General features: G+C 70.7%; 20 protein-coding genes and 1 pseudogene. 15 read left to right on the top strand and 6 right to left on the bottom strand.

What is annotated here, in order from left to right; all coding sequences use genetic code 11:
- Nucleotides 1-47: 47 nt before the first annotated feature.
- From AB0M08_RS10305 to AB0M08_RS10290, 4 genes are all read left to right on the top strand, one after another.
- Nucleotides 48-1,187: an acyl-CoA dehydrogenase family protein gene (locus tag AB0M08_RS10305; protein ID WP_364491206.1), complete on the top strand. Its 1,140-nt coding sequence runs from the start codon at nucleotides 48-50 to the stop codon at nucleotides 1,185-1,187.
- 28 nt (nucleotides 1,188-1,215) lie between these two features.
- A complete protein-coding gene (locus tag AB0M08_RS10300; RefSeq protein ID WP_364491204.1) occupies nucleotides 1,216-1,677 on the top strand; it encodes an Lrp/AsnC family transcriptional regulator in 462 nt (153 codons plus the stop codon).
- A gap of 149 nt (nucleotides 1,678-1,826) precedes the next feature.
- Nucleotides 1,827-2,396 carry a maleylpyruvate isomerase N-terminal domain-containing protein gene (locus AB0M08_RS10295; protein ID WP_364491202.1) on the top strand — a complete coding sequence of 190 codons (570 nt, stop codon included), beginning with the start codon at nucleotides 1,827-1,829 and terminating at the stop codon, nucleotides 2,394-2,396.
- Between the two features lie 480 nt (nucleotides 2,397-2,876).
- Complete coding sequence (locus tag AB0M08_RS10290) at nucleotides 2,877-3,740, top strand: glycosyl hydrolase (protein ID WP_364491200.1); 864 nt, start codon at nucleotides 2,877-2,879, stop codon at nucleotides 3,738-3,740.
- 85 nt (nucleotides 3,741-3,825) lie between these two features.
- Here AB0M08_RS10290 and AB0M08_RS10285 read toward each other — a convergent pair whose 3' ends face one another.
- Nucleotides 3,826-6,519: a DUF6493 family protein gene (locus AB0M08_RS10285; protein WP_364491198.1), complete on the bottom strand. Its 2,694-nt coding sequence runs from the start codon at nucleotides 6,517-6,519 to the stop codon at nucleotides 3,826-3,828.
- 61 nt (nucleotides 6,520-6,580) lie between these two features.
- On the opposite strand from AB0M08_RS10285, the gene AB0M08_RS10280 reads away from it, so the two are divergent.
- A complete protein-coding gene (locus AB0M08_RS10280; protein WP_364491196.1) occupies nucleotides 6,581-7,111 on the top strand; it encodes a hypothetical protein in 531 nt (176 codons plus the stop codon).
- A 76-nt stretch (nucleotides 7,112-7,187) separates the two neighbouring features.
- Here the strand turns inward: AB0M08_RS10280 and AB0M08_RS10275 are convergent, their stop codons facing one another.
- Genes AB0M08_RS10275 through AB0M08_RS10265 form a run of 3 tightly spaced genes read right to left on the bottom strand, consistent with a single transcriptional unit; the run spans nucleotide 7,188 to nucleotide 9,274 of the window.
- Complete coding sequence (locus tag AB0M08_RS10275; RefSeq protein WP_364491195.1) at nucleotides 7,188-7,607, bottom strand: nitroreductase family deazaflavin-dependent oxidoreductase; 420 nt, start codon at nucleotides 7,605-7,607, stop codon at nucleotides 7,188-7,190.
- 54 nt (nucleotides 7,608-7,661) lie between these two features.
- Nucleotides 7,662-8,360: a response regulator transcription factor gene (locus AB0M08_RS10270; RefSeq protein ID WP_364491193.1), complete on the bottom strand. Its 699-nt coding sequence runs from the start codon at nucleotides 8,358-8,360 to the stop codon at nucleotides 7,662-7,664.
- Nucleotides 8,357-9,274: a histidine kinase gene (locus AB0M08_RS10265; protein WP_364491263.1), complete on the bottom strand. Its 918-nt coding sequence runs from the start codon at nucleotides 9,272-9,274 to the stop codon at nucleotides 8,357-8,359. The genes AB0M08_RS10270 and AB0M08_RS10265 overlap by 4 nt, the downstream gene beginning before the upstream one ends.
- A 116-nt stretch (nucleotides 9,275-9,390) precedes the next feature.
- Here AB0M08_RS10265 and AB0M08_RS10260 point away from each other — a divergent pair, with 116 nt between their 5' ends.
- On the top strand, nucleotides 9,391-10,086 hold the full coding sequence (locus AB0M08_RS10260) for an ABC transporter ATP-binding protein (RefSeq protein WP_364491191.1): 696 nt from the start codon (nucleotides 9,391-9,393) through the stop codon (nucleotides 10,084-10,086).
- Complete coding sequence (locus tag AB0M08_RS10255; RefSeq protein ID WP_364491189.1) at nucleotides 10,083-12,416, top strand: FtsX-like permease family protein; 2,334 nt, start codon at nucleotides 10,083-10,085, stop codon at nucleotides 12,414-12,416. Before AB0M08_RS10260 ends, AB0M08_RS10255 begins: the two co-directional genes overlap by 4 nt.
- A gap of 121 nt (nucleotides 12,417-12,537) precedes the next feature.
- Here AB0M08_RS10255 and AB0M08_RS10250 read toward each other — a convergent pair whose 3' ends face one another.
- Nucleotides 12,538-13,185, bottom strand: a complete 648-nt coding sequence (locus AB0M08_RS10250; protein ID WP_364491187.1) for a response regulator transcription factor — start codon at nucleotides 13,183-13,185, stop codon at nucleotides 12,538-12,540.
- The gene (locus AB0M08_RS10245; protein WP_364491186.1) at nucleotides 13,182-14,717 is read right to left on the bottom strand and encodes a histidine kinase; all 1,536 of its coding nucleotides are present in this window, start codon (nucleotides 14,715-14,717) and stop codon (nucleotides 13,182-13,184) included. The genes AB0M08_RS10250 and AB0M08_RS10245 overlap by 4 nt, the downstream gene beginning before the upstream one ends.
- Nucleotides 14,718-14,839: 122 nt before the next feature.
- Here AB0M08_RS10245 and AB0M08_RS10240 point away from each other — a divergent pair, with 122 nt between their 5' ends.
- The 8 genes and pseudogenes from AB0M08_RS10240 to AB0M08_RS10205 all read left to right on the top strand — a co-directional run bounded on the left by AB0M08_RS10240 (nucleotide 14,840) and on the right by AB0M08_RS10205 (nucleotide 25,936).
- On the top strand, nucleotides 14,840-15,565 hold the full coding sequence (locus AB0M08_RS10240) for an ATP-binding cassette domain-containing protein (protein WP_364491261.1): 726 nt from the start codon (nucleotides 14,840-14,842) through the stop codon (nucleotides 15,563-15,565).
- Complete coding sequence (locus tag AB0M08_RS10235) at nucleotides 15,562-16,254, top strand: hypothetical protein (protein WP_364491184.1); 693 nt, start codon at nucleotides 15,562-15,564, stop codon at nucleotides 16,252-16,254. Before AB0M08_RS10240 ends, AB0M08_RS10235 begins: the two co-directional genes overlap by 4 nt.
- Before the next feature lie 99 nt (nucleotides 16,255-16,353).
- Nucleotides 16,354-17,131 (top strand): annotated as a pseudogene (locus AB0M08_RS10230) (aldo/keto reductase).
- A 505-nt stretch (nucleotides 17,132-17,636) separates the two neighbouring features.
- On the top strand, nucleotides 17,637-19,394 hold the full coding sequence (gene ctaD, locus AB0M08_RS10225; RefSeq protein ID WP_364491183.1) for a cytochrome c oxidase subunit I: 1,758 nt from the start codon (nucleotides 17,637-17,639) through the stop codon (nucleotides 19,392-19,394).
- Nucleotides 19,395-19,479: 85 nt separating this feature from the next.
- Complete coding sequence (locus AB0M08_RS10220; protein WP_364491181.1) at nucleotides 19,480-20,418, top strand: LLM class F420-dependent oxidoreductase; 939 nt, start codon at nucleotides 19,480-19,482, stop codon at nucleotides 20,416-20,418.
- Nucleotides 20,419-20,575: 157 nt separating this feature from the next.
- On the top strand, nucleotides 20,576-21,790 hold the full coding sequence (locus tag AB0M08_RS10215) for an endonuclease (RefSeq protein WP_364491179.1): 1,215 nt from the start codon (nucleotides 20,576-20,578) through the stop codon (nucleotides 21,788-21,790).
- Nucleotides 21,791-21,875: 85 nt separating this feature from the next.
- Entirely contained in the window at nucleotides 21,876-22,784 is a 909-nt protein-coding gene (locus AB0M08_RS10210; RefSeq protein ID WP_364491178.1) for a 5'-3' exonuclease, read from the top strand.
- A 104-nt stretch (nucleotides 22,785-22,888) separates the two neighbouring features.
- Entirely contained in the window at nucleotides 22,889-25,936 is a 3,048-nt protein-coding gene (locus AB0M08_RS10205) for an EAL domain-containing protein (protein ID WP_364491176.1), read from the top strand.
- Nucleotides 25,937-26,143 lie beyond the last annotated feature (207 nt).

Here is a 26,143-nt window from a genome sequence, read left to right as displayed (position 1 = left end):
GAGGGCAATCTACTCCGCGGGTGTTGAACGAGCGTTAAGCTGGAGCGGTGACTGTGGAGAGACTGCTTCCCACCCCCGAGGCGTACGACCTCCTCGACCTGACCCGCGAACTCACCACCCGTGAGCTGGCCGGACGGGTCGACGACTTCGAGGCACGCGGCGAGTTCCCGAGGGAGGTGCTGCGCACGCTGGGGCGCTCCGGACTGCTCGGACTCCCCTACCCGGAGGCCGACGGCGGGTCCGCCCAATCGTACGAAGTCTATCTCCAAGTCCTGGAGATCCTGGCCTCGACATGGCTGGGCATCGCCGAGGCGGTCAGCGTGCACACGCTCTCCTGCTTCCCGGTCGCGCTCTACGGCTCGGAACGCCAGCGCAAGGCCCTGCCGGAGATGCTCGGCGGCGAACTCCTGGGCGCCTACTGCCTCTCCGAGCCGCACGGGGGCTCGGACGCGGCGGGCCTCACCACCCGCGCGGTCTCCGACGGCGAGGACTGGGTGGTCACCGGCACCAAGGCCTGGATCACCCACGGCGGCCAGGCCGACTTCTACAACATCTTCTGCCGTACGGGAGAAGACGGGCCTAAAGGCATCTCGTGCCTCCTGGCCGCCGCCGACACGCCGGGCCTCCTGCCGCAGGCGACCGAGCGGCTGATGGGCCTGCGCTCGACGGCGCCGGCGCAGATCGTGCTCGACGGCGCCCGGATCCCGCACGACCGCCTCGTCGGCGGGGAGGGCCAGGGCTTCGCCATCGCGATGAAGGCGCTCGACGCCGGGCGGCTCGGCATCGCCGCCTGCGCGGTCGGGCTGGCCCAGGCCGCCACCGACTACGCGACCGGATACGCCAAGGAGCGCGAGCAGTTCGGCCGCCCCATCGGGCGCTTCCAGGGCGTCGGGTTCATGCTGGCCGACATGGCCACCCAGGTCTCCGCCGCACGGGCGCTGCTGCTCGCCGCCGCGCGCCTCAAGGACGCCGGGCGACCGTTCTCGATCGAGGCGGCCAAGGCGAAGCTCTTCGCCACCGACGCCGCGATGCGGGTCACCACCGACGCGGTCCAGATCCTCGGCGGGTACGGCTACGTCGCCGACCATCCCGTGGAGCGCTGGTTCCGGGAGGCCAAGGTGCTCCAGATCGTCGAGGGCACCAACCAGATCCAGCGCCTGGTGATCAGCCGGTCACTGACGGGCTGACCGGGGTGGGTCGGCTAGGGTTACCGCCGTGGAAGAGATCGACCGCGCGATCGTGTCGGCCCTCACCCTGGACGGGCGGTTGTCCTACACCGACCTGGCCGAACGGGTGGGCCTCAGCGTCTCCGCCGTGCACCAGCGCGTCCGCCGCCTCGAACAGCGCGGCGTCATCGCCGGGTACACGGCGAAGGTGTCGTACGAGGCGCTCGACCTGCCGTTGACGGCGTTCGTGGCGATCCGCCCGTTCGACCCCTCCCAGCCGGACGACGCCCCGGACCGGCTGGCCCACCTCTCCGAGATCGAGTCCTGCTACTCGGTCGCCGGCGAGGACTTCTACATGCTCCTCGTCCGGGTGAAGAGCCCCGCCGACCTGGAACGCCTGCTCCAGGACATCCGTACGGCCGCCAACGTCACGACCCGGACGACGGTGGTGCTGTCCACGCCGTACGAGAACCGCCCACCACGAATGACCGCCGCCGAGGACCACAGCTAGCCCGGGCGTTTCCGCTTCGTCCCGGGCGCCCGGCCCTCTACGGCTCTCCCTTTCCCTCACCCCTCCCTTCCTGCCGGCGGATCCGCCCCTCCCGCAGGCCCGGGCGAAAATCCGCGCGGGGCCGGCGGGGTGGGCTCTACGCTCGCGAAATGACGGGTGACGATGTCGAGCGGGCTCTGGGGGAACTGCTGGCGGCGTTGACGCCGCTCACCGAGGATGATTGGCAGGCCGCCGCCGGCGACCTGGAGTGGACCTGCCGCGCGACCGTCGCCCACATCGCTCACGACCTTTTCGCGTACGCGGCACAGCTCGCCACCGGTGCGAAGGACGCCTATCTGCCCCACGACCTCGTGGCGCGCCCGGTCGCGTCGAACGCGGAACTGCTACAGGTAGTGACGGCCGCCGGGCGCATCCTGGCGACGGTCGTGCGCTCCCGCGGCCCCGAAGCGCGCGCCTGGCACTGGGGCCCGACCGGCCCGGACGGGTTCGCGGCGCTCGGTGTCAACGAGATCCTGCTACACACGTGGGACGTGACCCGCGGCCTGGGCGCTCCGGAGTGGCGTCCTCCCGCCGACCTGTGCGCCGCGGTGCTGGCCCGGCTGTTCCCGAACGCCCCCGGCGCGGACCCGGTCGACGGCCTGCTGTGGTGCACGGGCCGGATCGCCCTGCCGGACCGCCCACGCTTGACATCCTGGAAGCTCCACGCCTCTCTGGACTGATCAGTTCCGGCCTACCGGACCGTCGGCCCCACCCACCCGCCCCGCCCGCCCAAGCCCGGCACCACCTCGCCCTGCCCGCCCTGTCCGCCCTGCCCACCCGGCCCACCCGGCCCGCCCGGCCCGGCCGGCCCGGCCTGTCCGGCCGCCCTCGCCCTCGCTCGCCCTCGCTCGCCCAGCCCGGATCCGTCGGTCTCGCACGGCCCCGTCCGTCGCCGCCCGCTCGTGCTTGCGGATATTTCCGATTTTCCGGATATTTCATGGCGCAGGATCGTCACAGCATCGCCCGGCATGATGGGACGCCGTATCTGCCGCCGGTCTTGAGGAGATGGTGTGAGCAACGGCCGTGGCCTGGGCCGCCGGAGCGTGCTGTCACTCTTCGCCCTGACACTCCCCGCAGCGTGTTCCGCTTCGCCGTCCTCGTCCGGCGCCGCCGTCTCCGAACCCTCGTCAGCAGCGGCTTCACCGAGCACCACATCATCCGTGACCTCGGCGAACACCGCCGGGGGCGCCGTACCGTTCGAGGAGGGCCGGGCCATGCTCGGCTCGTACCTCTCGCTCGAGGGGAAGACGTACGCCGAAGCCCTCGCCTTCCGTCGCGAACAACTCGGCCGGGACCAGGCGATCGAGCACGTCTTCTACCCGTGGACCGGCTGGATGCCTGGGTCACTTCCGGACATCGGCGCCGACAGCGTCCTGATGATCTCGTGGAAGGGCGGGGACCTCGGCCCGATCAACGACGGCTCGCAGGACGAGATGATCGCCACCGCCGCGAAGACCATGGCCGGGATGAACCGCCCGATCCTGCTCCGCTGGGCATGGGAGATGAACGGCTACTGGTTCGCCTGGGACGGCACCCACAACGACAAGAAGCCCGCCCTCTTCATCAAGGCCTGGCGCCGGATGCGCAAGATCTTCACCGAGAACGGCGCCGACGCCACGGTGGCCTGGTGCTGGGCCCCGAACTGGGCCGACAACCCGGACGCCTCCTGGAACGCCATGGACCACTACTACCCGGGCGACGACTACGTCGACTGGGTCGGCGTCTCCGGTTACAACTTCTCCGGCGAGTCCCCGACCACGCTCTTCACCCACATCGTGAAGAGCTACGGCGCCCGCAAGCCCATCGTCCTCGCCGAGACCGCCGCCGTCTCCGCCAAGGCCACATGGATCAAGAAGCTTTCCGCGTACGTCACCAAGACGTCCTCCATCGGCGCCGTCGTCTGGTTCGACACCGACAACCAGCCCGGCACGAAGTACAACTTCCGCTTCGACACGGACACCGCCGCGTTGGCCGCCTACAGATCCATGGCTTCCAGCACCCGTTTCTCCGGCTCCCTCCCGTAACTCACCACACCCGGCACCCGGCACCCGGCACCCGGCACCCGGCACCCGGCACCCGGCACCCGGCACATTGTCCCGTTTTCGCAGCTCAGCGTGTCAACATCGCCTGCAGACGTCTCGCCTCCTTGACCAGCCGGGAGCTTCCCCGCCGCTGAGCGACCACGGCGAGCCCCGGAATCTCGGCTCGGACACCAATCGCCCCGGCCACCTGCGATCCCAGTTCCAGCAGATCCGCCAGCCCTCGCTGCGCGGGTGCGGGCACCGTCGGATCCGATGCCTCCTGCGGTGCGGGCCGGAGAACGAGCGGCAGCATGGCGAACACGAGTTCGCCGACTGCCTGAGACGCACCACCATGATGAGCATCGGCCAGGGCGAGCACCGTACGGTTCAGCTTCACCATCCCGCCGTTCGCCAGCTCAGCGAGGTCCCGGCCCACGGCCACGGTGAACGGCTCTCCGGCCGGGGTTCGGGAGTCTCCCGAGGCGGCCAGGGCCAGAAAGGCGTCGACCGCGGCGACCCGATCGGCGTCATCGCGAGCGGACAGCCCATAGGCCAGCGCCAACGACATCGCCGGCCCGATCGGCCCGGAACACTCGGCGAGCCGGGGCAGGATCTCTCCCCCACCGCGCCTGTCCTCGTCGGCCTGCGCCGCGATCCCGGACAGCAGCCACGCCGCGCTCACCTCCCGGTGGTGCGGCAGCGTCGCGAGCAGGACCTCGGCGTTCAGGACCCAGCGCCCCCGGTCGAAGGCTCGCACCGGAAACCGGTCATAGGTGACCAATGGCTCCTCGACGCTGAGCCGCCCCGCACGGGCCGGCACCAGGCTGACCACGATCCGCGCGACGCCACCCGATCCTTCCCGGTCAGCGGTCTGCCCCACGCGCACACCGACCGGGTCCGTCAGACCGTCACCGGCCAGCCAGTCCGCCAGCCGCCGCCCCGCTGCCGTGGTCAGACCGTCCGTCACCGCCGGATCGGTGCCCCGCGGCAACCGCAGCAACGCCTGCTCCAGATCGAGCGGCAACGGCTCCCAGCCTTCCGCTTCCGCCCTCCGCAGCCGCGCGACCAGCGTCCCCGCATCCAGACTCCCGTTCGCCAGCGTCGGCGTCGCCATCAGCACCGGCACACCGGCCACCGTTCCCGGCCGGTCCTGTCGTCGTCGCGTCCCCGATGTCACCACACCTGAACCGCCGTTCCGGGCCGCCGCCTCATCGCCACTACCGTCGCCGCCCACACTGCTGTCCGCGCCGCCAGCGCCGTCGTAGCCACGACCGGCGTTTTGGTCCCCGCTCCCGCTCCCGCTCCCGCTCCCGCCGTCGCCGTCGCCGTCGCCGTCGCCGTCCATGGTGTGGGCTTCGTCGCCGGCCGGTGTGACGCTGTCAGCGCTGGTTGGGGTGCCTGTACCCGACAACGCCGCGGCCACCTCCGCGACTCGTAATGCCAGCAGCCGATCAGGCGCCGTGCGCAGTAGCGGCGTTTCCCCGGTGATCCGTTCGACGTCGACCGGCCTGCCGATCAGATGGCACATCGCGGCGTAGAGGCTGGTGAAATGCGGACGTGGGGGCCACACGACTCGCTCGAAGTCCGCACCGACCCGCCCGACGACGGTCCGCAGCACCGCGACGTCATCGGTGGGCCGCACGGCGACGAGGGCGGCTACGATTCGCTCCCACCGCACTGCGGTCTCCTGATACGGCAGCGCGCCGATCTCCTCAGCCAGCTCGACCACGCTCCCGATCGGCGCCGGCATCACCGCGACCGGCGCCGCGGCTCCCACCAGCGGCCCGACTCCCGCCGATGCCACGGCTCCCACCATCGGCGCGAATGCCACGGACAGCGCGGATCCCGTGGGCGCCGACGCGACCGTCGGTGTCACGACGGCCCGCTCCGGTGCCGAGCAGGTCGGCGAACCAGACGGCCGCGGTGGTGTGGGTGCCACGCCCCTCGGCACCAGGATGGGACCGGAGTCGGGCGTGGAGGAGGCTGCCGCGGGTCCAGAGGCTGCGGACAAGCGGGTGATGCGAGCGGGCAGGTCGGCGCCGAGCGTGTGTGCGACCTCGCTCAGTACGACGGCGGTGGTGGGGTCCAGGTGTGCCACATGGCGTTCGATCACGGTGACGGCATGGTCCTGGATGTCGAGCGCGGGGTGGGTGAACGCGGCCATCGCCGTCGCCGTGAGTTCGCCGGCGCGGGTGCCCGACCTGTGGGCCACTTTGTCGAGCCAGGACAGCTGGCTCTTGACCAGGGACTTCTCCGGACGGGCCAGGACCGGGCCGCTCACCTCGAGCAGCGTGTCGAGCGGGAGCAAGGCCGCGTCGTCGACGGCTCGCAACGCACGCTGGGCCAGCGTGGCGACAGCCGAGGGCGCGGTCATCAGGATCCGGGCGTAGTCGTCCGCGCGCGCCGCCAGTTCGGGAACGGTCGGCTGCAGGCCGTCGTGCAGCATCACGAAAGGGCGAAGGGCGGCCACGCTGTCACCGTGGAGCAGCCGCCGCACGGTCGCGTCGAGGACCGTCGTGCGATCGAGGCGGTCCTCGGCCACCAGCGCGACCACGGCGCCCGGGAACTCCGGGTTCGTGCCCCAGGCCCCGGTCCGCGCATCCCAGGTCTTCCCCGCCAGCTCACGACCGAACCCGTCGAGTTCGAAGAGGGCCGGAAAGAGCAGATCAAGGTACGGGTTGTCCCTAAGCCGATCGACCAGCCGGCTCCGACGCGACGCGACCGCCGGACGAAACAGGTCGGTGAGCCAGCCACGCACCACGGCCTCGGACGGCAGCGGCACCGAGCCCGTCTCGGCAGGCACTCCGGGCGCGGGGGACAACGCTGGCCCCACCCTCGCCGTCATGCGAGGAGCGGACGACAGCACCGATTCCACCTCGGCAGACGACGCCGAGCAGGCCGTGGCGGGGGTGGTGGACCTGGGTGATGGTGGGGCAGCAGCCTCGGTCAGCACGGCCGCGATCAGTTCCCAGCCACGGTCCCCGCTGCCCGCCGGGCGGAAACGAGTGCTCAACGAAGAACCGAGCTCGGCGAGCCACGGCAGGGGCCGCCGGGCCCGGAGCACCGCGGCGGCCGGGCCGGCGGGGATCCGGCCCCACTTCGATCGCATGTCCGCCCTGCTCAGGAGCGTGACGACCGCGGACGCGGAGGGCATCGTGCCGAGGACGGCCAGACCGTACGCACCGCTGGGGTCGGCCTCGGCGCGCCACCAGCTCTCCGGCGTCATGGCGCGCAGGCGGGCACGGACCTCGCCGGCGAACGCCAGCCGATCGGGCTCCGCGGCCTCGATCAGCATGGCGCCCACCGCCGCGATGTCGCCCGTGCGGGCGCGGCGGTCGAGGTCTTCCCAGGTCAAGCTCACGCGAGGACCCTAGAACAGGGGTACGACAGTTCCGGGCCGGCGACGATGGTGTGCTGACGGCGTACGCGAAAAGGAAGAAAAGCCGCCGGCTAGCGGCGCTCAAGGACCACGACGGGGATCTCGCGGGCGGTCTTCTTCTGGTAGTTGTCGTAGTCGGGCCAGGCCTCGACCATCGTCGCCCACATCGCCGGCTTCTCCTCCGGGGTGGCGACGCGCGCCGTGGCCGCGAAACGCTCGCCCTTGATCTGGACCTCGACCTGCGGGTCGGCCTCGAGGTTGACGAACCAGGCGGGCGGGGCGTCGTTGCCGCCCTTCGAGGCGACGACCAGGTAGGCGCCCGCGTGCTCGCGGAAGATCAGCGCGTGCGATCGCTGCTGACCGGACTTGCGGCCCTTGGTGAAAAGGATCAGGATCGTCGTCCCGTTCCGCCAGTGGAAGCCGTCCTCACCGGCGGTCTCCAGGTAGCGCTCGACGTGCGGGTCACCGTGCAGGTTAATGGCAGAGGTCATGATCTCGACATTACCCACCTGGGGCGGGCGAATCGTCCTCGGCGGGAGCGGACATCACCCACCTGGAGTGACCAGACCGGTCTCGTAGGCGAGCACCACGGCCTGTGCGCGGTCCCGCAGGTCGAGCTTGGCGAAGATCCGGGCCACGTGTGTCTTGACCGTCGCCTCGCTGAGGGTGAGCGTCGCGGCGATTTCGGTGTTCGACAGGCCACGGCCGAGCAGGGTGAGAACCTCCCGTTCGCGCGGAGTGAGCGGTGTCAGATCGCGGTGCGCCGTGCTCCGCTCGGTGGGGCCGCCGGCGAAGCGCTCCACCAGGCGCCGGGTGATCGACGGGGCGAGCAGGGCGTCACCGGTGCCGACCAGCCGGACCGCGTTGGCCAGGTGATCGGCGGTGACGTCCTTGAGCAGGAACCCGCTCGCGCCGATGGCGAGTGCCACGTAGACGTAGCGATCCAGGTCGAACGTGGTCAGCATGAGCACCCGGCAGCGCGGGCTCCGGGCCAGGATGCGGCGGGTCGCCTCCAGGCCGTCCATGGTCGGCATCCGGATGTCCATCAGGACCACGTCGGGGGCGAGCCTGCGCTCGGCGGCGACCGCCCCGGCGCCGTCGGCCGCCTCTCCCACCACCGTGATGCCGCGAACGGTGAGGATCATCCGGAATCCCGCCCGGATCAGCTCCTGATCATCGACGATCAGCACTCGGGGCGCCTCGGACTCTGCCGGGAGCGCGCACAGGTCGGCGGATGCGGTCATCTGCGGTCCTCCACCGGGATGCGGGCGCGGACGCGGTAGCCGCCGCCCAGACGCCGACGGGCGTCGAGGTCGCCGCCGTAGACGGCGACGCGCTGGCGCAGCCCGAGCAGGCCACGGCCGATCCCGGTTTCGGTCGGGACATGCGCGGCGGCGCTCTTCACATCCGCATCGGCGGGGCCGGCGCCACGCGGTGGCGGCGGGGCAGGGCTGGTGAGGACGCTCGGGCCGGTGGTCAGGATCTCGACACGGACGGCGTGGTCGGTATAGCGGATGGTGACCTCGGCCTTGCCGCCCGAGCCGTGCTTACCCGAGCCGTGCTTACCCGAGCCGTGCTTACCCGAGCCGTGCTTACCCGAGCCGTGCTTAAGGGCGTTGGTGAGCGCCTCCTGCACGATCCGGTAGGCCGTCGCGTCGATGCCGGAGGGCAGCGGGCGTGCCTCGCCGGAGAGGCGAACCTCGACCGGGAGACCGGCGAAGGCGATCCGGTCGACCAGCGCGCCGAGCCGGGTCAGGCCGGGCTGCGGCAGAAGATCGTCCTCGACGCCGTCGGCCGGGGGTGCCAGGAGGCCGAGCAGGTGGCGCAACTCCGTCATGGTGGTGCGCCCGGCGGCCTCGACCGCCTCCATCGCGCTCGCCGCGGCCTCCGGCGCGACGGCGAGCACCTCGCGGGCCGCCGTGGTCTGGACGATCATCACGCTGACGTTGTGGCTGACGATGTCGTGCAACTCGCGGGCGATCCGGGCGCGCTCCTCGTCGACCGCCGCGCGGGCAGCCGTCTCCCGATCCCGTTCGAGCAGCCAGCCGCGCTCCCCCAGCGCTCGCGCGTGGCGGCGCCGGGCGCCGGCGAGCGCCACGGCCAGCCAGGCGGCCACGGCGCTCGCCGCGACGGCGAGGAGAGTGGCGAGGAGAGTCAGGAGAAGCACGCGACCACCCTCGCAGACCGCGACGCTGGGCACATCATCCCGTGGATTGACATCCTTACATCCCTGGGTCGATGTTCCCGGGGACGGCGCTCCGTAGCGTTCCGGCCATGACCGATGACGACACTCCGGTGGTCCGCCTCGACGGCGTCCGCAAGGAGTACGGGGAGACCGTCGCGCTCGACGGCGTCAGCCTGGCGATCCGCTCCGGCGAGGCGGTGGCCGTGATGGGCCCGTCCGGCTGCGGCAAGTCCACCCTGCTCAGCATGATCGCCGGGCTGGACCGCCCGTCCGCCGGCACGATCGAGGTACGGGGTGAGCGCCTGGACACCATGAACGAGACCCGGCTGGCGCTCTTCCGCCGCCACCACCTCGGCATGATCTTCCAGTTCTTCAACCTCCTCGACGACCTGACCGCACTCGACAACGTGGCCCTCGCCGCCCAGCTGACCGGTACCTCGGCGGGAGCGGCCCGCCGCCGCGCCCTGGAGCTGCTCGACGAGCTCGGCATCGCGGGACGGCGGAACACGTACCCGGCCACGCTCAGTGGCGGCGAGCGCCAGCGGGTCGCGGTGGCCCGCGCGCTGATGAACCGTCCGGCGCTGCTGCTCGCCGACGAGCCGACCGGCGCGCTGGACAGCAAGGCCGGCGAGCAGGTGATGGACCTGCTGCTGGACCTGAACCAGATCGGTCAGACGCTGCTGATCGTCACTCATGACGAACGCCTCGCGCACCGCTGCGCGAGCCGCCTGATCGAGTTCGGCGACGGGAAGATCGCCCGCGAGTCGGACCTGGAGCGGTGGTGAACGCGGTCTGGACGGCCGCGCGCGCCGCGGTGCGGCGGCGACGGCTGCAGACCTTCGTGATCGGCCTGGTGATTTTCTTCTGTACGGCCACCGGCGTGGTCTCGCTGGCTCTCCTGGACGCGGTCTCGGCGCCGTTCGACCGGGCGTTCGCGGAGCAGAACGGCGCTCATGCGGTGGCCGCCTTCGACCCGGCCGAGGTCAGCGACGCGCAACTCACCGCGGCGACCACCGGGGTGAGCGCGATGAACGGGCCGTTCCCACAGGTGGTGGTGGAGCCGGAGGGAGCCGACGGCCCGCTCCTCTCGGAACCGCTGACGGTGGCGGGGCGGGCCGACCCGGGTGGCGCCGTCGATCGGCTCGACCTCTGGCGCGGCCGGTGGCCGAGCGCGCCGGGCGAGATCGTGCTCGCGTCCGCGCCCCATCCGGAGGATTTCGATCTGGGACCGCTCGCCCAGACCACCGCCGTCACCACCGGCACCACGACACTGCGGGTGGTCGGCTGGGCGTACAGCATCAGCGGGTCGGCCGACGGATGGGTGACGCCTGAGCAGGTGGCGGCGCTGCACCCGACCGCGACCCAGATGCTGTACCGCTTCACCGGGGACGTGTCGACACGGGACGCGATACGGTCGCGGCTGGCCGGGGTGACCACGGGGCTCCCCGACGGTGCGCTGCTCGCGTCCCAGCCGTACCTCGTACTCAAGGAGAAGGCCGCCGAAGGCGCCGGAACCTATCTCCCCTTCCTGGCCACCTTCGGGGTGCTCGGTCTGCTGGCCACGGTGATCATCGTGGGGAACGTGGTCAGCGGGGCCGTCGTCTCCGGATTCCGGCACATCGGCGTGCTGAAGGCGATCGGGTTCACCCCGCGCCAGGTGGTCGGCGTCTACCTGACCATGGTCACCGTCCCGGCCGTGGCCGGAGCGGTGCTCGGCACGGTGATCGGGGCGAACGCGGCACGGCCGATGCTGGCCGACACGTTCCGCGGACTCGGATTCGGACAGAACGCGGCGGCTCGCCCCTGGGTCTGGATCGCGGGGCTGGTGGGCGCGCCCCTGATCGTGGTCCTGGCCGCGCTGCTGCCAGCCCTCCGTGCTCACCGGCTCTCCGCGGCCGAGGCCATCTCGGCCGGCAGCGCGACGCACCGGGGCCGGGGTCCGCGGGTGCAACGCGCACTGAGCGGCACCCGGTTGCCCCGCTCGATCAGTCTCGGTCTGGGCCTGCCGTTCGCCCGGCCCGGCCGGACCGCGCTCACCCTGGCCACGCTGATCCTCGGCGTCACCACGGTGACCTTCGCGACCGGGCTGTCCGATTCGGTCATCCGGATCACCGACGTCGGCGAACGGGCGGCCGGCCAGATCGGCGTTCGCCCCTACGAACCTCGGCAGCACGCCACCACCACCCGATCGGACACCGAGATCGAAGCCATGCTGCGCGGTATGACGGGGGCCGCGCGGGTCGCCGTCTTCATCAGCCGGACGGTGTCGCTCTCCGGGTCGAGCGAGCCGGTCTTGATCAATTTCGGCCGTGGCGACGCCGCCGCGATGGGGTACGAGGCTCAGTTGCTGGAGGGGCACTGGATGACCGGCCCCGATCAGGTGGTGGCGCCGACACAGCTGCTCCATCGGCGCGGGCTCAAGGTGGGTGATCGTCTCACCGTCGAGCTCGGCGGCGGCCGCAGCACCTTGACCATCGTCGGCGAGACCGTCCGCGGCGTGCCCGGCCCGGAAGGCCTGTTCGCCGACGCGGCGGCCCTCGAGCGGCTCGACCCGGACGGGCCCCTGAGACCGGCCGACTACTTCTATCAGGTCCAGGTCGCCGAGGGCACCGACGTCGACGGGTACGTCGCCGCGGTACGGGCCGTCGACCCCGGGCTCTACACCTGGAACAACACCGGCGACAACACCTTCGCGGTGATCGTGACCGGCTTCTCCGGTGTGCTGTCGGTGCTGTTGTCCCTGGTGACCGCACTGGGCGTGCTGAACACCGTCGCACTCAACGTCCTGGACCGGCGCCGCGACCTGGGCATGCTCAAGTCGATCGGGATGACACCGCGCCAGGTGGTGACGATGATGGTCGCCTCGGTGGTCGTGCTCGGAACGGCCGGCGGACTGATCGGCATCCCTTTCGGCATGCTCGCCCACCGGATCGTCGTGCCGCTCGCCGCGAAGTCCGCCTCCGTCCGCCTGCCCGCGGAGGTGCTGCGGGTCTGGCATCCGGGAGTTCTGCTGCTGCTGGTGCTCAGCGGGGTGCTCATCGCCGTGGTCGGCGCGCTGATCCCGGCCCGGGCCGCGGCGCGCCTGACGATCGCCCAGGTGCTGCACAACGAGTAGCGCACCGGCTCCGAGCGAAACAGCTCCGAGCGAAACGGCACCGAGCGAAACGGCGATCAGGAGGGCGACCGTCATAATCCGGGTCATGGCTCGACCAGGAGGGCGACCGTCATGACCCGGGTCATGGCTCGACCAGGCCGGCGCGGTGAGCGAGAAGGACCAGATGGACTCGGTCGCGCGCCACCAGTTTCTGCATCAGCTTGCTGATATGGGATTTCACCGTCGCCACGGAGAGGTACACCTTCTGCGCGATCTCGGCGTTGTTCAGGCCGTAACCGACCAGGGTCAGCACCTCACGTTCCCGGTCGGACAGGCAGTCCAGCGCAGGCGCCGCGACCGGCGCGGGCAGGCGCAGGGCGCGCTCGATCAGGCGGCGGGTGACGCTCGGTGCCACCAGGGCGTTGCCCGCCGCGACAACCCGGATCGCGGCGACGATCTCATCGAGGTCCATGTCCTTGACCAGGAAGCCGGAGGCCCCCGCCTGCAGCGCGCCGTAGATGTAGGCGTCGTCGTCGAACGTGGTGAGCACGAGGACCCGGGAGCCGCTCTTCCCGGCGATGATCTGCCTGGTCGCCTCCATCCCGTCCACGCCGGGCATCCTGATGTCCATCAGCACCACGTCCGGGCAGAGGTCCTCGGTCAGGCGGATCGCCTCCGCCCCGGTCTCGGCCTCGCCGGCCACCTCGATGTCCTCGACGTCGGCGAGGATCATCCGCATCGCGTTCCGGATGAACCTCTGATCATCGACGAGCAGCACACGAACGGTCATCGCAGAGCATCCTCCGGCTCCGCGGGCAGCCGGGCGGCCACCCGGAATCCGCCCTCCGGCAGAACGCCGGCCGTCATCGAGCCGTTCAGGAGCGCCACCCGTTCCCGCAGCCCGAGAAGCCCGTATCCGGCACCGGCCGCGTCGGCGGAGTGGCCGTGCCAGGCCGCGATCCTGTCCCCGCCCGGCCCGGCGGAACCACCCACCGGATCGAGCCCGTGTCTCCCCGATTCGGCGACAGGGGCGGTGCCGGCATCGTCGAGGACGCCGGCCGGGAGGAAGGGCGAAGCAGTGGCCGTGCGGGACGGCACCGTGTCGCCCGGACCGTCGACCGCGGCGACGGGTAGAACCGGCATCGATGTGAGCGGCGAGCGACGACAGCCACCGAAACCGTAGCCGGCACGACCGTTGTCGACGACCTCGATGTCCACGGCGGCATGGCTGAACTCCACCGAGACACGGCATGCCGACGCACGCGAATGCCGCAGGACGTTGGTGAGCGACTCCTGGATGATCCGGTAGGCGGACAGGTCGACCTCGGCCGGCAGCGATCGCCCGGTGCCGGCCCAGCAGAGATCGACGGTGACCCCGGCGGTGGTGGCCGACCGGACGAGGCCGTCGATGTCGGCGAGGCCCGGCGCCGGAGCCAGGGGCAAGGCATCGCCGAGCGGATCCTGCGGACCGGGCCTGCCCGGCCGCGACGGGTTCTCTCTCGGATGCCCGGGTGACTCATCACGGAGGCGCAGGCCGACGAGCATGCGCCGCAGGCCGGCCAGGGTCTCCCGGCTGGTGCTCTCGATCGCACGGACCGCCTCCCGGGCCTGCTCCGGCTGGGTGTCCATGACACGTGCCGCCGCGCCGGCCTGGAACGCGATGGCCCCGATGTTGTGCGCCACGTGGTCGTGCAGTTCACGGGAGATCCGCAGGCGCTCCGCGACCACCGCCTGGACGGCCGCCTGATCGCTGAGGCGTCGCGCGTAGTTATGGGTCTGCCGGATCAGGAAGCCGACGAGCACGGCCACCACGGCGGGCATGAACGCGTAGGCCACCCAGATGGTGGTGCTCGTCCTGTCCCAGCCACCACCGTCCGCGGGATGGTCGAGGCGTGAGCCGAGAAGGCCTCCGGCGGGCAGCGCGGCCAGCACCGGGAGAATCCCCACGGCCCAGGTCCACCGGGCACGGGTCGCGACGAGAAGGGCCAACACCAGGTCGGCGGCGACCGTGAACTGGGCCAGCAGGATCGCCGGTGAGCCGGGCAGGCCGGCCGTCCCGACCGCGAAAACGATGATGACGGCCGCGAGCACGAGGCCATACAGCGCGGGGAGCGGGCGGGAGCGGACCTGGGCGGAGGCGGCGAGCGCCGCCGCCACGGCCACGGCCACCAGCGCCCACCGCCAGGCGGGCCGGTCCGGCAGGCCCGCCGGCATGCCGGGCAGACCGGAATAGCCGCGGAGCGCCACGAACGCCGCGACGCACCAGAGCAGCGCGGCCCAGGCGCCCAACGGCAGTGCTCGCAGGGATCGTGTCAGATGCATGTGGGGATGGTAGGCACCTGAGACGGCTCCGGGCATCAGCCTGTGGACGGACGACCACGGTCTATGTGGATCTAGACCGTGGTCTGATGACATCGCCGCTCCCGGAGCGGGACGGTATCGACATGATTCACGTCGACCAGCTCGTCAAACGCTTCGGATCCGGCACGGCGGTGGCCGGGCTCTCCTTCACCGCGCACCCAGGCCGGGTCACCGGTTTCCTGGGGCCCAACGGGGCCGGCAAGACGACCACCCTGCGGGTTCTGCTCGGCCTGGACGCGCCGACCAGCGGCACCGCGACGATCGGCGGCGTGCGGTTCCGCGACCATCGGCGCGGCCTTCGGCACGCGGGTGCGCTGCTGGACGCCGGGCAGGCTCATCCGGGGCGCAGCGCGGCGGTGCATCTCAGGGCTCTCGCCCTCGCCGGCGGGCTGCCGCGCCGCCGGGTGGACGAGGTCCTCGGCGAGGTCGGACTGGCCGATGTCGCGGGGCGCCGGGTCGGGACGTATTCGCTGGGCATGCGCCAGCGTCTGGGAGTGGCCACCGCACTGCTCGGCGATCCTCCGGTGCTGCTCTTCGACGAGCCGGTGAACGGGATGGACCCCGAGGGCGTCCGCTGGGCGCGGGGTCTGTTCCGGCGGCTCGCGGCCGAGGGCCGGACGGTCTTCCTCTCCAGTCATCTGATCGGTGAGATGGCAGCGACGGCGGACGAGGTCGTGATCATCGGCCGGGGACGACTGCTCGCCGCCGGGCCAGTGGACGAGTTGGCCGGGCCGTCGAGCTCGCTGGAGGACGTGTTCCTGGCGCTCACCGCGGGCAGCCTGGACTACCGGGCCGGGGGTGCACGATGACCGGGCTGATCGCGGCGGAATGGCTCAAGACCCGCTCGCTGCGCTCGACGTGGTGGGCGCTGGGCCTGACCACGGCCGCGGTGCTCGGCGCCTCGGCGCTGGATCGTGACGGCGCCTTCCCGCTGGCCGGCTATCTGATGCTCATCGTGGTGGCGACCGGCTCCGGGGCCGCCGCCATGGTCGGCGAGTACAGCAGCGGCCTGATCCGGGCCACCACGGTGGCGGTGCCGTCCCGGGCGGAGCTGATCATGGCCAAGGCCGTGGTGCTGGCCACGTACTGGACCGTCGCCGGCGCGCTCATCGCGGTCGGCTCGTATGCCACCGCACAATCGCCCGGGCCGATGCCCGGCGCCACGGCCTTTGTCGCGGCGGCTCTGGTCGCGCCGGTGTGCGCGCTGGTCGGGCTCGGGCTCGCGGTGGTGCTGCGACACGCCGGGGCGACGTATGTGACCGGGGTCCTCCTCGTGGTGCTCGCCCCGCAAATGTTCGGCGGCAACCACGACAGCACCCGGGCGGTCAACCACGCGATGATCGTGCCGGCCTGGGAGCGCCTGACCCTCGCGCACGGATCGCCGGAGGCGGTCGGAGCCGCCTACACCACTGCTACCGAGGCATGGCTGGTCTACGCCCTGTGGCCGCTGCTCGCCGTGGCCGCCGCGGTCCTGGCCCACCACTGGCGCGACGTGTGACAGCACCGCGATGTGTGACAGCACGGGGGTGAGGTACGGCACGGTAGGCCGCAGGAAACCGGGCGGCGAGGACAGTACCGGATGAATGGGGTGCGAATCATGGAATACATCCGGCTCGGTGGGACCGGCCTGAACGTCTCGCGCATCTGTCTCGGCATGATGACCTACGGATCGACCGACTGGCGGGGCGGGTGCTCGACGAGGAGCGGGCCGCGCCGATCGTGCGGTGGGCCGCCGAAGCAGGGATCACCTTCTACGACACCGCGGACATGTATTCGAACGGGGTTAGCGAGGCGACCACCGGACGGCTGCTGTGGTCGCTCTTCGCCCAACGGCACGACTACGTGCTGGCCAGCAAGGTGTTCTTCCCGAGCGGTCCGAGGCCGAACGATCGAGGGCTGTCCCGCAAGCACATCATGGCCTCGGTCGACGCGTCGCTGCGGAGGCTCGGCACCGACCACCTGGACCTCTACCAGATCCACCGGTGGGACCCGAACACGCCGATCGAGGAGACCATGGAGGCGCTGCACGATGTGGTCCGCGCGGGCAAGGCCCGCTACATCGGGGCCTCCAGCATGTACGCCTGGCAGTTCGCGACGGCGCAGCACACCGCCGAGCGGCACGGCTGGACGAAGGTTCGTGTCGATGCAGCCGCATTACAACCTGGCGTACTGGGAGGAGGAGCGGGACGTTTCCGGCAGCGCGGGTGGCTCTCGCCTGGCTGCTCGCCAAGCCCGCGGTGACCGCCCCGATCATCGGCGCGTCGAAGGAGCGACACATCGACGACGCGGTGGCTGCGGTCGACCTGAAGCTCAGTGAGGAGGAGATCGCCACGCTGGAAGCGCCCTACCGCCCGCACGCGGTGATCGGCCACTGACCGGCCGCGACGAGCGGCAAACGGCAGGAAGCGGCGAACGACGAGCGGCTGGGGCGCTCGGCGCGGCGGGACAGCCGGCGGCACGGCGAGCTGGCCCGCGGCGCGGCGGCCGCCCGGCGGGCTGCCGGGCTGCCGGGCTGGGCGGGCTGGGCGGCTGAGCGGGCTGGGCGGCTGAGCGGGCTGCCCGGCTGAGCGGGCTGGGCGGCTGAGCGGGCTGGGCGGCTGAGCGGGCTGGGCGGCTGAGCGGGCTGCCCGGCTGAGCGGGCTGGGCGGCTGAGCGGACTGCCCGGCTGAGCGGACTGCCGGGGTGGCGAGCCGACGGGCCACCCGGCAGCGGGCGCGCAGCGGGAGCTGGTGGGCCGATGTCGGGGCGGCGTCACCCGAATCGGCGTCAACGGCAGAAACGGAATGCGGCTGATGCGGCGATCTGGCACGTATTGCTCCGGGCAAAGCATATAACGGAGTGTGAGCAACAGCTCTCCGTATGTGCAGCTGAGGAGCTTGTATGACCACCGTCGCCGCGAGGCCGGTTCCGACACGGCCGCATCCGGTTCGCCGGCAGGTGAAAGGGTCGGCGCTAGCGCGGATCCTGCGCACCACCGATGCGAAGCAGATCGGCATCAACTACATGATCACGTCGATCATCTTCTACATCGTCGGCGGCATCATGGCGCTGCTGATGCGGGCGGAGCTGGCCCGGCCGGGTATGCAGATCCTCTCGCCGGAGCAGTTCAACCAGCTGTTCACCATGCACGGGACGGCGATGCTGCTGTTCTTCGCGACGCCGATCGTGTTCGCGTTCGCGAACTACGTGGTGCCGATCCAGATCGGTGCGCCGGACGTGGCGTTCCCCCGGCTGAACGCTTTCGCGTACTGGCTGTATCTGTTCGGGACGCTGATCGCGATGAGCGGCTTCCTGATGCCGGGCGGCGCGGCCGACTTCGGCTGGTTCGCGTACACGCCGCTGAGCGACTCGCTGCACTCCCCCGGCATCGGCGGTAACTGCTGGGTGGTCGGCCTGGCGATCGGTGGTCTCGGCTCCATCCTCGGCGCGGTCAACCTGATCACCACGATCCTGACCCTGCGCGCGCCCGGCATGACGATGTTCCGGATGCCGATCCTGACGTGGAACATGCTGGTCACGAGCCTGCTGGTGATCCTGATCTTCCCGTTCCTGGCGGCCGCGCTGTTCGCGCTCGCGGCGGACCGGGTGGTGGGGGCGCACGTCTTCGACATCCAGACCGGCGGGCCGATGCTCTGGCAGCATCTCTTCTGGTTCTTCGGCCATCCCGAGGTCTACGTCATCGCGCTACCGTTCTTCGGCATCATCACCGAGGTCATCCCGGTCTTCAGCCGCAAGCCGCTCTTCGGCTACAAGGGCCTGGTCGCCGCGACCATCGCGATCGCCGCGCTCTCGATGAGCGTCTGGGCGCACCACATGTACGCCACCGGCCAGGTCCTGCTCCCGTTCTTCAGCTTCCTGACCTTCATGATCGGCGTACCGACCGGTATGAAGTTCTTCACCTGGATCGGCACCATGTGGCGGGGACAGATCACGTTCGAGACCCCGATGATCTGGGCGGTCGGCTTCCTGGTGACGTTCCTCTTCGGCGGGCTCTCCGGCATCATCCTGGCCTCGCCGCCGATGGACTTCCACGTCTCCGACTCGTACTTCGTGGTGGCGCACTTCCACTACGTGCTCTTCGGCACGATCGTGTTCGCCGTCTTCTCCGGGATCTACTTCTGGTTTCCGAAGATGTTCGGCCGGATGCTCGACGAGCGGCTCGGCAAGCTGCACTTCTGGCTGACCTTCATCGGCTTCCACACCACGTTCCTGGTCCAGCACTGGGTCGGCACCGAGGGCATGCCCCGGCGGTACGCCGACTACCTGCCCGGTGACGGCTTCACCACGCTCAACACCATCTCGTCGATCGGCTCGTTCATCCTGGGCCTGGCCACGCTGCCGTTCCTCTACAACGTGTGGAAGTCGTACAAGGTCGGCACGATCGTGACCGACCCCGACCCGTGGGGCCACGGCAACTCCCTGGAGTGGGCCACCTCGACGCCGCCGCCGCTGCGCAACTTCGACAAGATGCCCCGGATCCGCTCCGAGCGCCCCGCCTTCGACCTGAAGTTCCCCGAACTGGCCGCGGGTGAGCAGTCCATCGCCGGCCCGCCCGAGGGCGGCGCGAAGCCCCGGACCCGGGCCTCCGACGGCGGCGCCACCTACAAGGACGACATCGGCGCCGACAAGGACAGATAATACGAAATAGCCGATAATTCGGGTGGAGAACGTGAGGGCGGAAAGCCGCGAGCACCGACGGACCCGCGCGTGGAAGGGTAAAGGTATGACCATTCGGCTCGGTTACCAGATCCCCAACTTCACCTACCCGGACACGCCGGTGGATCGGCTGTTCGAGACGGTGGTGGCCCAGGCCCGCGAGGCGGAGTCGTCCGGCTTCGACACGGTGCTGGTGATGGACCACTTCTACCAGCTCCCCGGCATCGGGACGCCGGACAACCCGATGCTGGAGGCGTACACCACGCTCGGCGCGCTCTCCGGCGTCACCTCGACGATCCAGTTGTCGACGCTGGTCACCGGAAACACGTACCGGAATCCGGCGATGCTGGCCAAGACGGTGACCACCCTCGACGTGGCCTCGAAGGGCCGCGCGATCCTCGGCATCGGCGCCGGCTGGTTCGAGCTGGAGCACCAGCAGCTCGGCTACGAGTTCGGCACCTTCACCGACCGGTTCGAGCGGCTCGACGAGGCGCTGCAGATCATCGCGCCGATGCTGCGCGGCGAGAACCCGACCTTCAGCGGGAAGTGGTACAGGGTCGAGTCCGCGATGAACAACCCGCGGCTGCGCCCGACGATCCCGATCATGCTGGGTGGCTCGGGTGAGCAGAAGACGTTCCGGATGGCGGCCCGCTTCGCCGACCACATGAACATCATCTGCCCCCGCGAGGCGATCGCGCACAAGGTGTCGGTGCTGGCGCAGCGCTGCGAGGAGATCGACCGCGACCCGGCGTCGCTGCCCACCAGCTTCCTCGCCTCGGTAGTGCTGACCGACTCGGACGAGGAGACGAAACGGATCCTCGACGGGCTGCCGCCGGAGGTCCAGGGCCGCCTCTTCATCGGCACCGGCGAACAGGTCGCCGAGGGATTGAAGCGGGACATCCTGGATCAGGGCATCACCGGCCTCACCATCAACATGGTGCTCAACGGCCACGTACCGGGCAAAGTCACCCAGGCCGGTGAGGCGCTGAAGCCGCTGGTCGCCTGAGTTTTGTTTCGCACACGTTACGGATCGGCGCCTTGGAGGCGCCGATCCGTAACCAACATTTCACAGGCGAGATTTACATATCGTTAATGTTCGATGGGTTGGCCGGCCTTAGCCTGATCGGAATCGAGCTGCTCCTCACCCCCGGAACGGAGCTCACATGTCCGGCTGGACTCCCCGCAAAAGAGCCCTGGCCTTCACCCTCCCGGCCGTCGTCGCTCTTTTCGCCCTTCTCGGCAGCATCACCATCGCACCTTTCAACCCCCCGGCGTACGCGGCCACCACGCTGACCGTCGCGCAGGCGATCAGCTCGCAGACCGGCAGCAGCGGCACGGTCCGCGGCTACATCGTCGGTGAGCCGACCGCCACCGACACCGTGCGCTTCAGCGACTTCACCGGCGACACCGCCTTCGCGATCGCCGACAGCAAGAGCACCACCAGCACCAGCAGCATGCTGTACGTGCAGATCACCAGCTCGTACCGGTCCGCCTGGGGCCTGGCCACGAACCCGAGCCTGATCGGCACCCAGATCGACGTGACCGGGACGCTCACCGCGTACTTCGCGCACGCCGGGCTCAAGTCGCCGTCGTCCATCGCCAAGGTGACCACCACGGCGACGGCGACCGCGACGGCGACCGCCACCGCGACGGCAACGGCGACCGCCACGGCGACCGCGTCCAGCAGCACCGACACGTACTACGCCAACGCGCTCGGCAAGTCGGGCTCCAGCCTGAAGACCGCGTTGCACACGATCATCTCGACCAACGTCACCAAGCTCTCCTACGACGGTGTCTGGGACGCGCTCAAGGCCACCGACCAGGACCCGAGCAACTCGTCGAACGTCATCCTGATCTACTCGGGGATCAGCCGGTCCAAGTCGCTGAACGGCGGCGACTCCGGCGACTGGAACCGCGAGCACGTCTGGGCGAAGTCGCACGGTGACTTCGGCACCACGGCGGGCCCCGGCACCGACCTGCACCACCTGCGCCCCGAGGACGTCACCGTCAACTCGATCCGCAACAACCTGGACTTCGACGAGGGCGGCAGCGCGGTCTCCGGCGCGTCCGGCAACTACTACGACTCGGACTCCTTCGAGCCCCGCGACGCCGTCAAGGGCGACGTGGCCCGGATGATCTTCTACATGGCGGTCCGCTACTCGGGTGACGACGGTTTCGCCGACCTCGAGGTCAACGACTCGGTCGGCAACGGCAGCAACCCGTACATCGGGCGTCTCTCCAAGCTGCTGGCCTGGAACGACGAGGACCCGCCGGACTCCTTCGAGATGAACCGCAACAACGTCATCTACAACACCTACCAGCACAACCGGAACCCGTTCATCGATCACCCCGAGTGGGTCGACTCGATCTTCGGCTGACGCCGGAAGAGCATCGGAAGGGACGTGGGCGCGCCTGGCGCCCACGTCCTCCTTTTTTGTCGTACGGCTATGGCAGGGTGGTCCCGTGAACCGACCTCTGCTGGCCGTCGACGCCCCCAGCCTCTACTTCCGGGCGTTCCACGGCATCCCGGAGAAGGCCGCGCAGACCGCCGACGGCGAGCCGGTCAACGCGATCCGCGGCTTCCTCGACATGATCGCCCAGCTGGTGCGCACCCGCCGCCCCGACCGCCTGGTCTGCGCCCTCGACGCGGACTGGCGCCCGGCCTGGCGGGTCGCGCTGGTCCCGTCGTACAAGGCGCACCGGGTCGCGCACGGCGAGGTCGAGGAGGTGCCGGCCTCGCTGGAGAAGCAGGTGCCGGTCCTCCTGGAGGTGCTCGCCGCGATCGGCATCCCGGCCTTCGGCGTCCCCGGTTACGAGGCCGACGACGTGCTCGGCACGCTCACGGCCACCCAGGCCGCCCCGGTCGAGGTGGTCTCCGGCGACCGTGACCTGTTCCAGCTGGTCGACGACGCCCGCGCCACCCGGCTGCTCTACTGCGGCCGCGGCGTCGCCAAGCTGGAGGACGCCGACGAGGCCCTGGTCACCGCGAAGTACGGCGTCGCGGCGCGGCACTACGCCGACTTCGCGGCGATGCGCGGCGACCCCAGCGACGGCCTGCCCGGCGTCCCCGGCGTCGGCGAGAAGACCGCGGCCCGGCTGATCGAGCGCTACGGCGGTGTCGCGGAGATCCTCGCGGCCCTGGACGACCCGGCGTCCGGGTTCGCGCCCGGGGTCCGGACGAAGTTGGACGCCTCCCGGGCGTACCTGGAGAAGGCCCTGCCGGTCTGCCGGGTGGCTCTCGACGTCAAGCTGCCCGATTTTGATCCGGCCCTGCCGACGGCGCCGCGCGATCCGGACGCCCTGCTGGCCCTCGCCGACCGCTGGAACCTGGCGAGTTCGGCCCGCCGCCTGGTGGATGCCATGGCCGGCTGAGACCCCGGACACTGCGGCGAAGAGCGCGGCGCAAAAGATCTCAGTTTCTCCCCGGGCACCCCGATATCGCCTGCATCGGTAGCCGCCAACCCCGGGGAGTACGCATGACGTCGCGTGTCGTTCGCGCGTGCTACGCCGTGTGGATCCTGCTGATCACCAGCCTGTACTACGCGCTGCCGGACGATCACCTCTACACGTGGGCGGCGCTCGGCTACTCCAGCGCGGTCGCGGTGCTGGTCGGCATCCGGATCTACCGGCCCGCCCAGCGGCTGCCGTGGTACCTGATCAGCGCCGCGCTGGCCACCTTCACCACCGGGGACAGCTGGTACAACCTGGTCCTGGCGCTCGGTGAGCAGCCCGGCTTCCCGGGGCTGGCCGACGTCTTCTACCTGCTGGTCTACCCGCTGCTGACCACCGCCCTGCTGCTGCTGATCCGGGCCCGCTCGGGCGGCGGCGACAACCGGGCGGCGCTGCTCGACGGGCTGGTCCCGACGGTCGGCATGGGCCTGCTCGCCTGGGTCTACTGGATCGCGCCGTTCACCCGTTCCACGGACCTCTCGCTGCTGGAGAAGATCGTCTCGATCGGCTACCCGCTCGGCGACATCCTGGTGATCGCGATGATCCTGCGGATGCTGACCGCGATCGGCAAGCGGCCGCGGGCGCTCTCCAGCCTCACCGCCGCGATGGTCGGCCTGCTGATCTCGGACATCTTCTACGGCCAGTCCCAGCTGCGCGCCGAGTGGTCGCTCGGCGGGCCGGTCGACCTCGGCTGGATCGTCTTCTACGCAGGCATGGGCTACACCGCGCTGCGGCCCTCCATGCTCGGTCTCGCCGAGCCCGCGCCGCACGCCCGCGCGGTGATCGGCCGGCACCGGCTGATCTGGCTGACCGGCGCCGCGCTGATCGCCCCGGCCGTCCTGATGCTGGAGGACGTGCAGGGTCACGACGTCGAGGTGGCCCGCGGCGGCATCGTCGACGCGCCGGTGATCGCGGCCGCCGCCACCGTGATGTTCCTGCTGGTCCTGGCCCGGGTCTCCGGCCTGGCTATGGCCCAGCGGCAGGCCGTCGCCCGGGAGCGGGCACTGCGCGAGGCCGGCGCCCTGCTGGTGCGGGCGAACTCGGTGGAGGAGGTGGCCGGCGCCCTGCGCGACGCCGTCGACCGGTTGATGCCCGCCGACTGCGCCTACCACCTGGACGTCGTCCCGCCCTCGCCGGGCACCGCGGAGGCGTCCGTCCAGCTGCGCGACGCCGCAGGCCTGCCCGACGGGCTCGGCTCGGGCGGCTTCCGCACCGTGCTGTACCTGACCCAGCCGCTCAGCGACGACCGGCACGGCACCATGATCCTCGGCGCGCCGGAGAACGTCCTGCACGCGGTCCGCCCCTCGTTGGAGACGCTCGCCGCGCAGGTCGACGCGGTGATCGAACGGATCTACCTCTCCGCCGAGGTGAGCCGCCGCGACAGTGAGGCCTATTTCCGTACGCTCATCCAGAACACCGCCGACGTCATCCTGATCGTCGAGGACGACGACACCGTGCGCTACGCCAGCCCGTCCGCGGTCAAGCTGTTCGGCGCGATCATCACGGCCGGCACCCCGCTGACCGGGCTCTTCACGCCCGACAGCCAGGACGGGCTGACCGAGGTGCTGGACCGGCTGCGGCGCGGCCACGGCGAGCTGGACGGCATCGAGCTGGCCGCGCACGGTTCCGGCCGCCGCCGCGTCGAGGTCGAGTGCGACCTGCGTGACCTGCGGGAGGACCCGACCGTACGCGGGCTCGTGGTCACCATGCGCGACGTCACCGAGCGCCGCCGCCTGGAGGACGACCTGACCCACCAGGCGTTCCACGACTCGTTGACCGGGCTCGCCAACCGGGTGCTGTTCCGCAACCGCCTGGAGCAGGCCTTCATGGTCGCCGAGCGGGACGGTGCCACCCTCGGCGTGCTCTTCGTCGACCTGGACGACTTCAAGGACGTCAACGAGACCCTCGGGCACGGCGTCGGCGACCAGTTGCTGATCACCGTGGCGCAGCGGATCTCGGCGATCATCGGCGCCGGCAGCACCGCGGCCCGGATGGGCGGCGACGAGTTCGCCATCCTGATCGAGCAGAGCCACAGCGCCGACGCGGCCGACGACGCCGCGGCCCGGATCGTCGCCGCGCTGGAGGCGCCGATCGAGGTCGCCGACGGCGAGGGAAACACCCACCTGGTCAGCGGCAAGGTCAGCGTCGGCGTCGCCACCAACCGGGACGCGGACGGCTCCACCGAGTTGCTGCGGCACGCCGATCTCGCGCTCTACCTGGCCAAGGGGATGGGCAAGGGCAGCTGGCAGCGGTACCAGAGTGACCTGCACCACGAGATGGTGCAGCGGCTGGAGATGCGCACCCAGCTGCACGAGGCGATCGAGGGCGAGCAGTTCGTGCTGCAGTTCCAGCCGATCGTCGAGATCGGCGCGAGCCGGGTCAGCGGCGTCGAGGCCCTGGTCCGCTGGCAGCACCCGGCGCGCGGGCTGCTCGGCCCGTTCCACTTCGTCGAGGCCGCCGAGGAGAACGGCGCGATCGTCGGCATCGGCAACTGGGTGCTGCGGGAGGCCCTGCGCCAGTTCGCCGAGTGGCAGGCCGCCGACCCGGACACCACGCTGCGCTACGTCAGCGTCAACGTGTCGCCGCGCCAGTTCCGCACCGGCGACTTCGTCGACCAGGTCCGGGACGCCCTCGCCACGACCGGGGCCCGGCCCGAGTGGCTGCTCCTGGAGATCACCGAGAGCCTGGTGCTCCGCGACGCCGACAAGGTGGTCCAGGATCTGCGTTCCTTGCGGGCGCTGGGGGTACGGGTGGCGATCGACGATTTCGGCACCGGATACTCGTCACTCAGCTACCTGCGGCAGATGCCGGTCGACGTACTGAAGCTGGACAAGTCCTTCATCGACGACGTCCTCACCAGCCGCCAGCAGCACGCTCTCGTCGAGGCGATCGTCACGCTCGCCGCCAACCTGGATCTGGACGTGGTCGCCGAGGGCATCGAGGAGCCGGGCCAGCGGGCGGCGCTGGACGCGATGGGCTGCCGCTACGGCCAGGGCTACCACTTCGCGAAGCCCCTCTGGCCCGCCGACATCCCGCCGATGACGTCCACGAGCCCGGCCCTGCTGAGCGCGTAGGACATCCACGAGCCCGGCCCTGCTGAGCGCGCAGCACATCCACGAGCCCGGCCCTGCCGAGCGCGCAGCACATCCACGAGCCCGGCCTTACCGAGCGCGCAGCCCGCCACTTTCGACCGATTTATCATCCTATATCCGGTGATCGCCTCGCTGTCGGTGATCGGTCAATAACACTTCGGGCGTGTCACGGCGATAACGGCTGGCGTG

The organism is Actinoplanes sp. NPDC051851 (assembly GCF_040681165.1).
Classification (GTDB): domain Bacteria; phylum Actinomycetota; class Actinomycetes; order Mycobacteriales; family Micromonosporaceae; genus Actinoplanes.
Note: the sequence above shows the minus strand (reverse complement) of the source record. Positions and strands in the feature narration are given on the sequence as shown.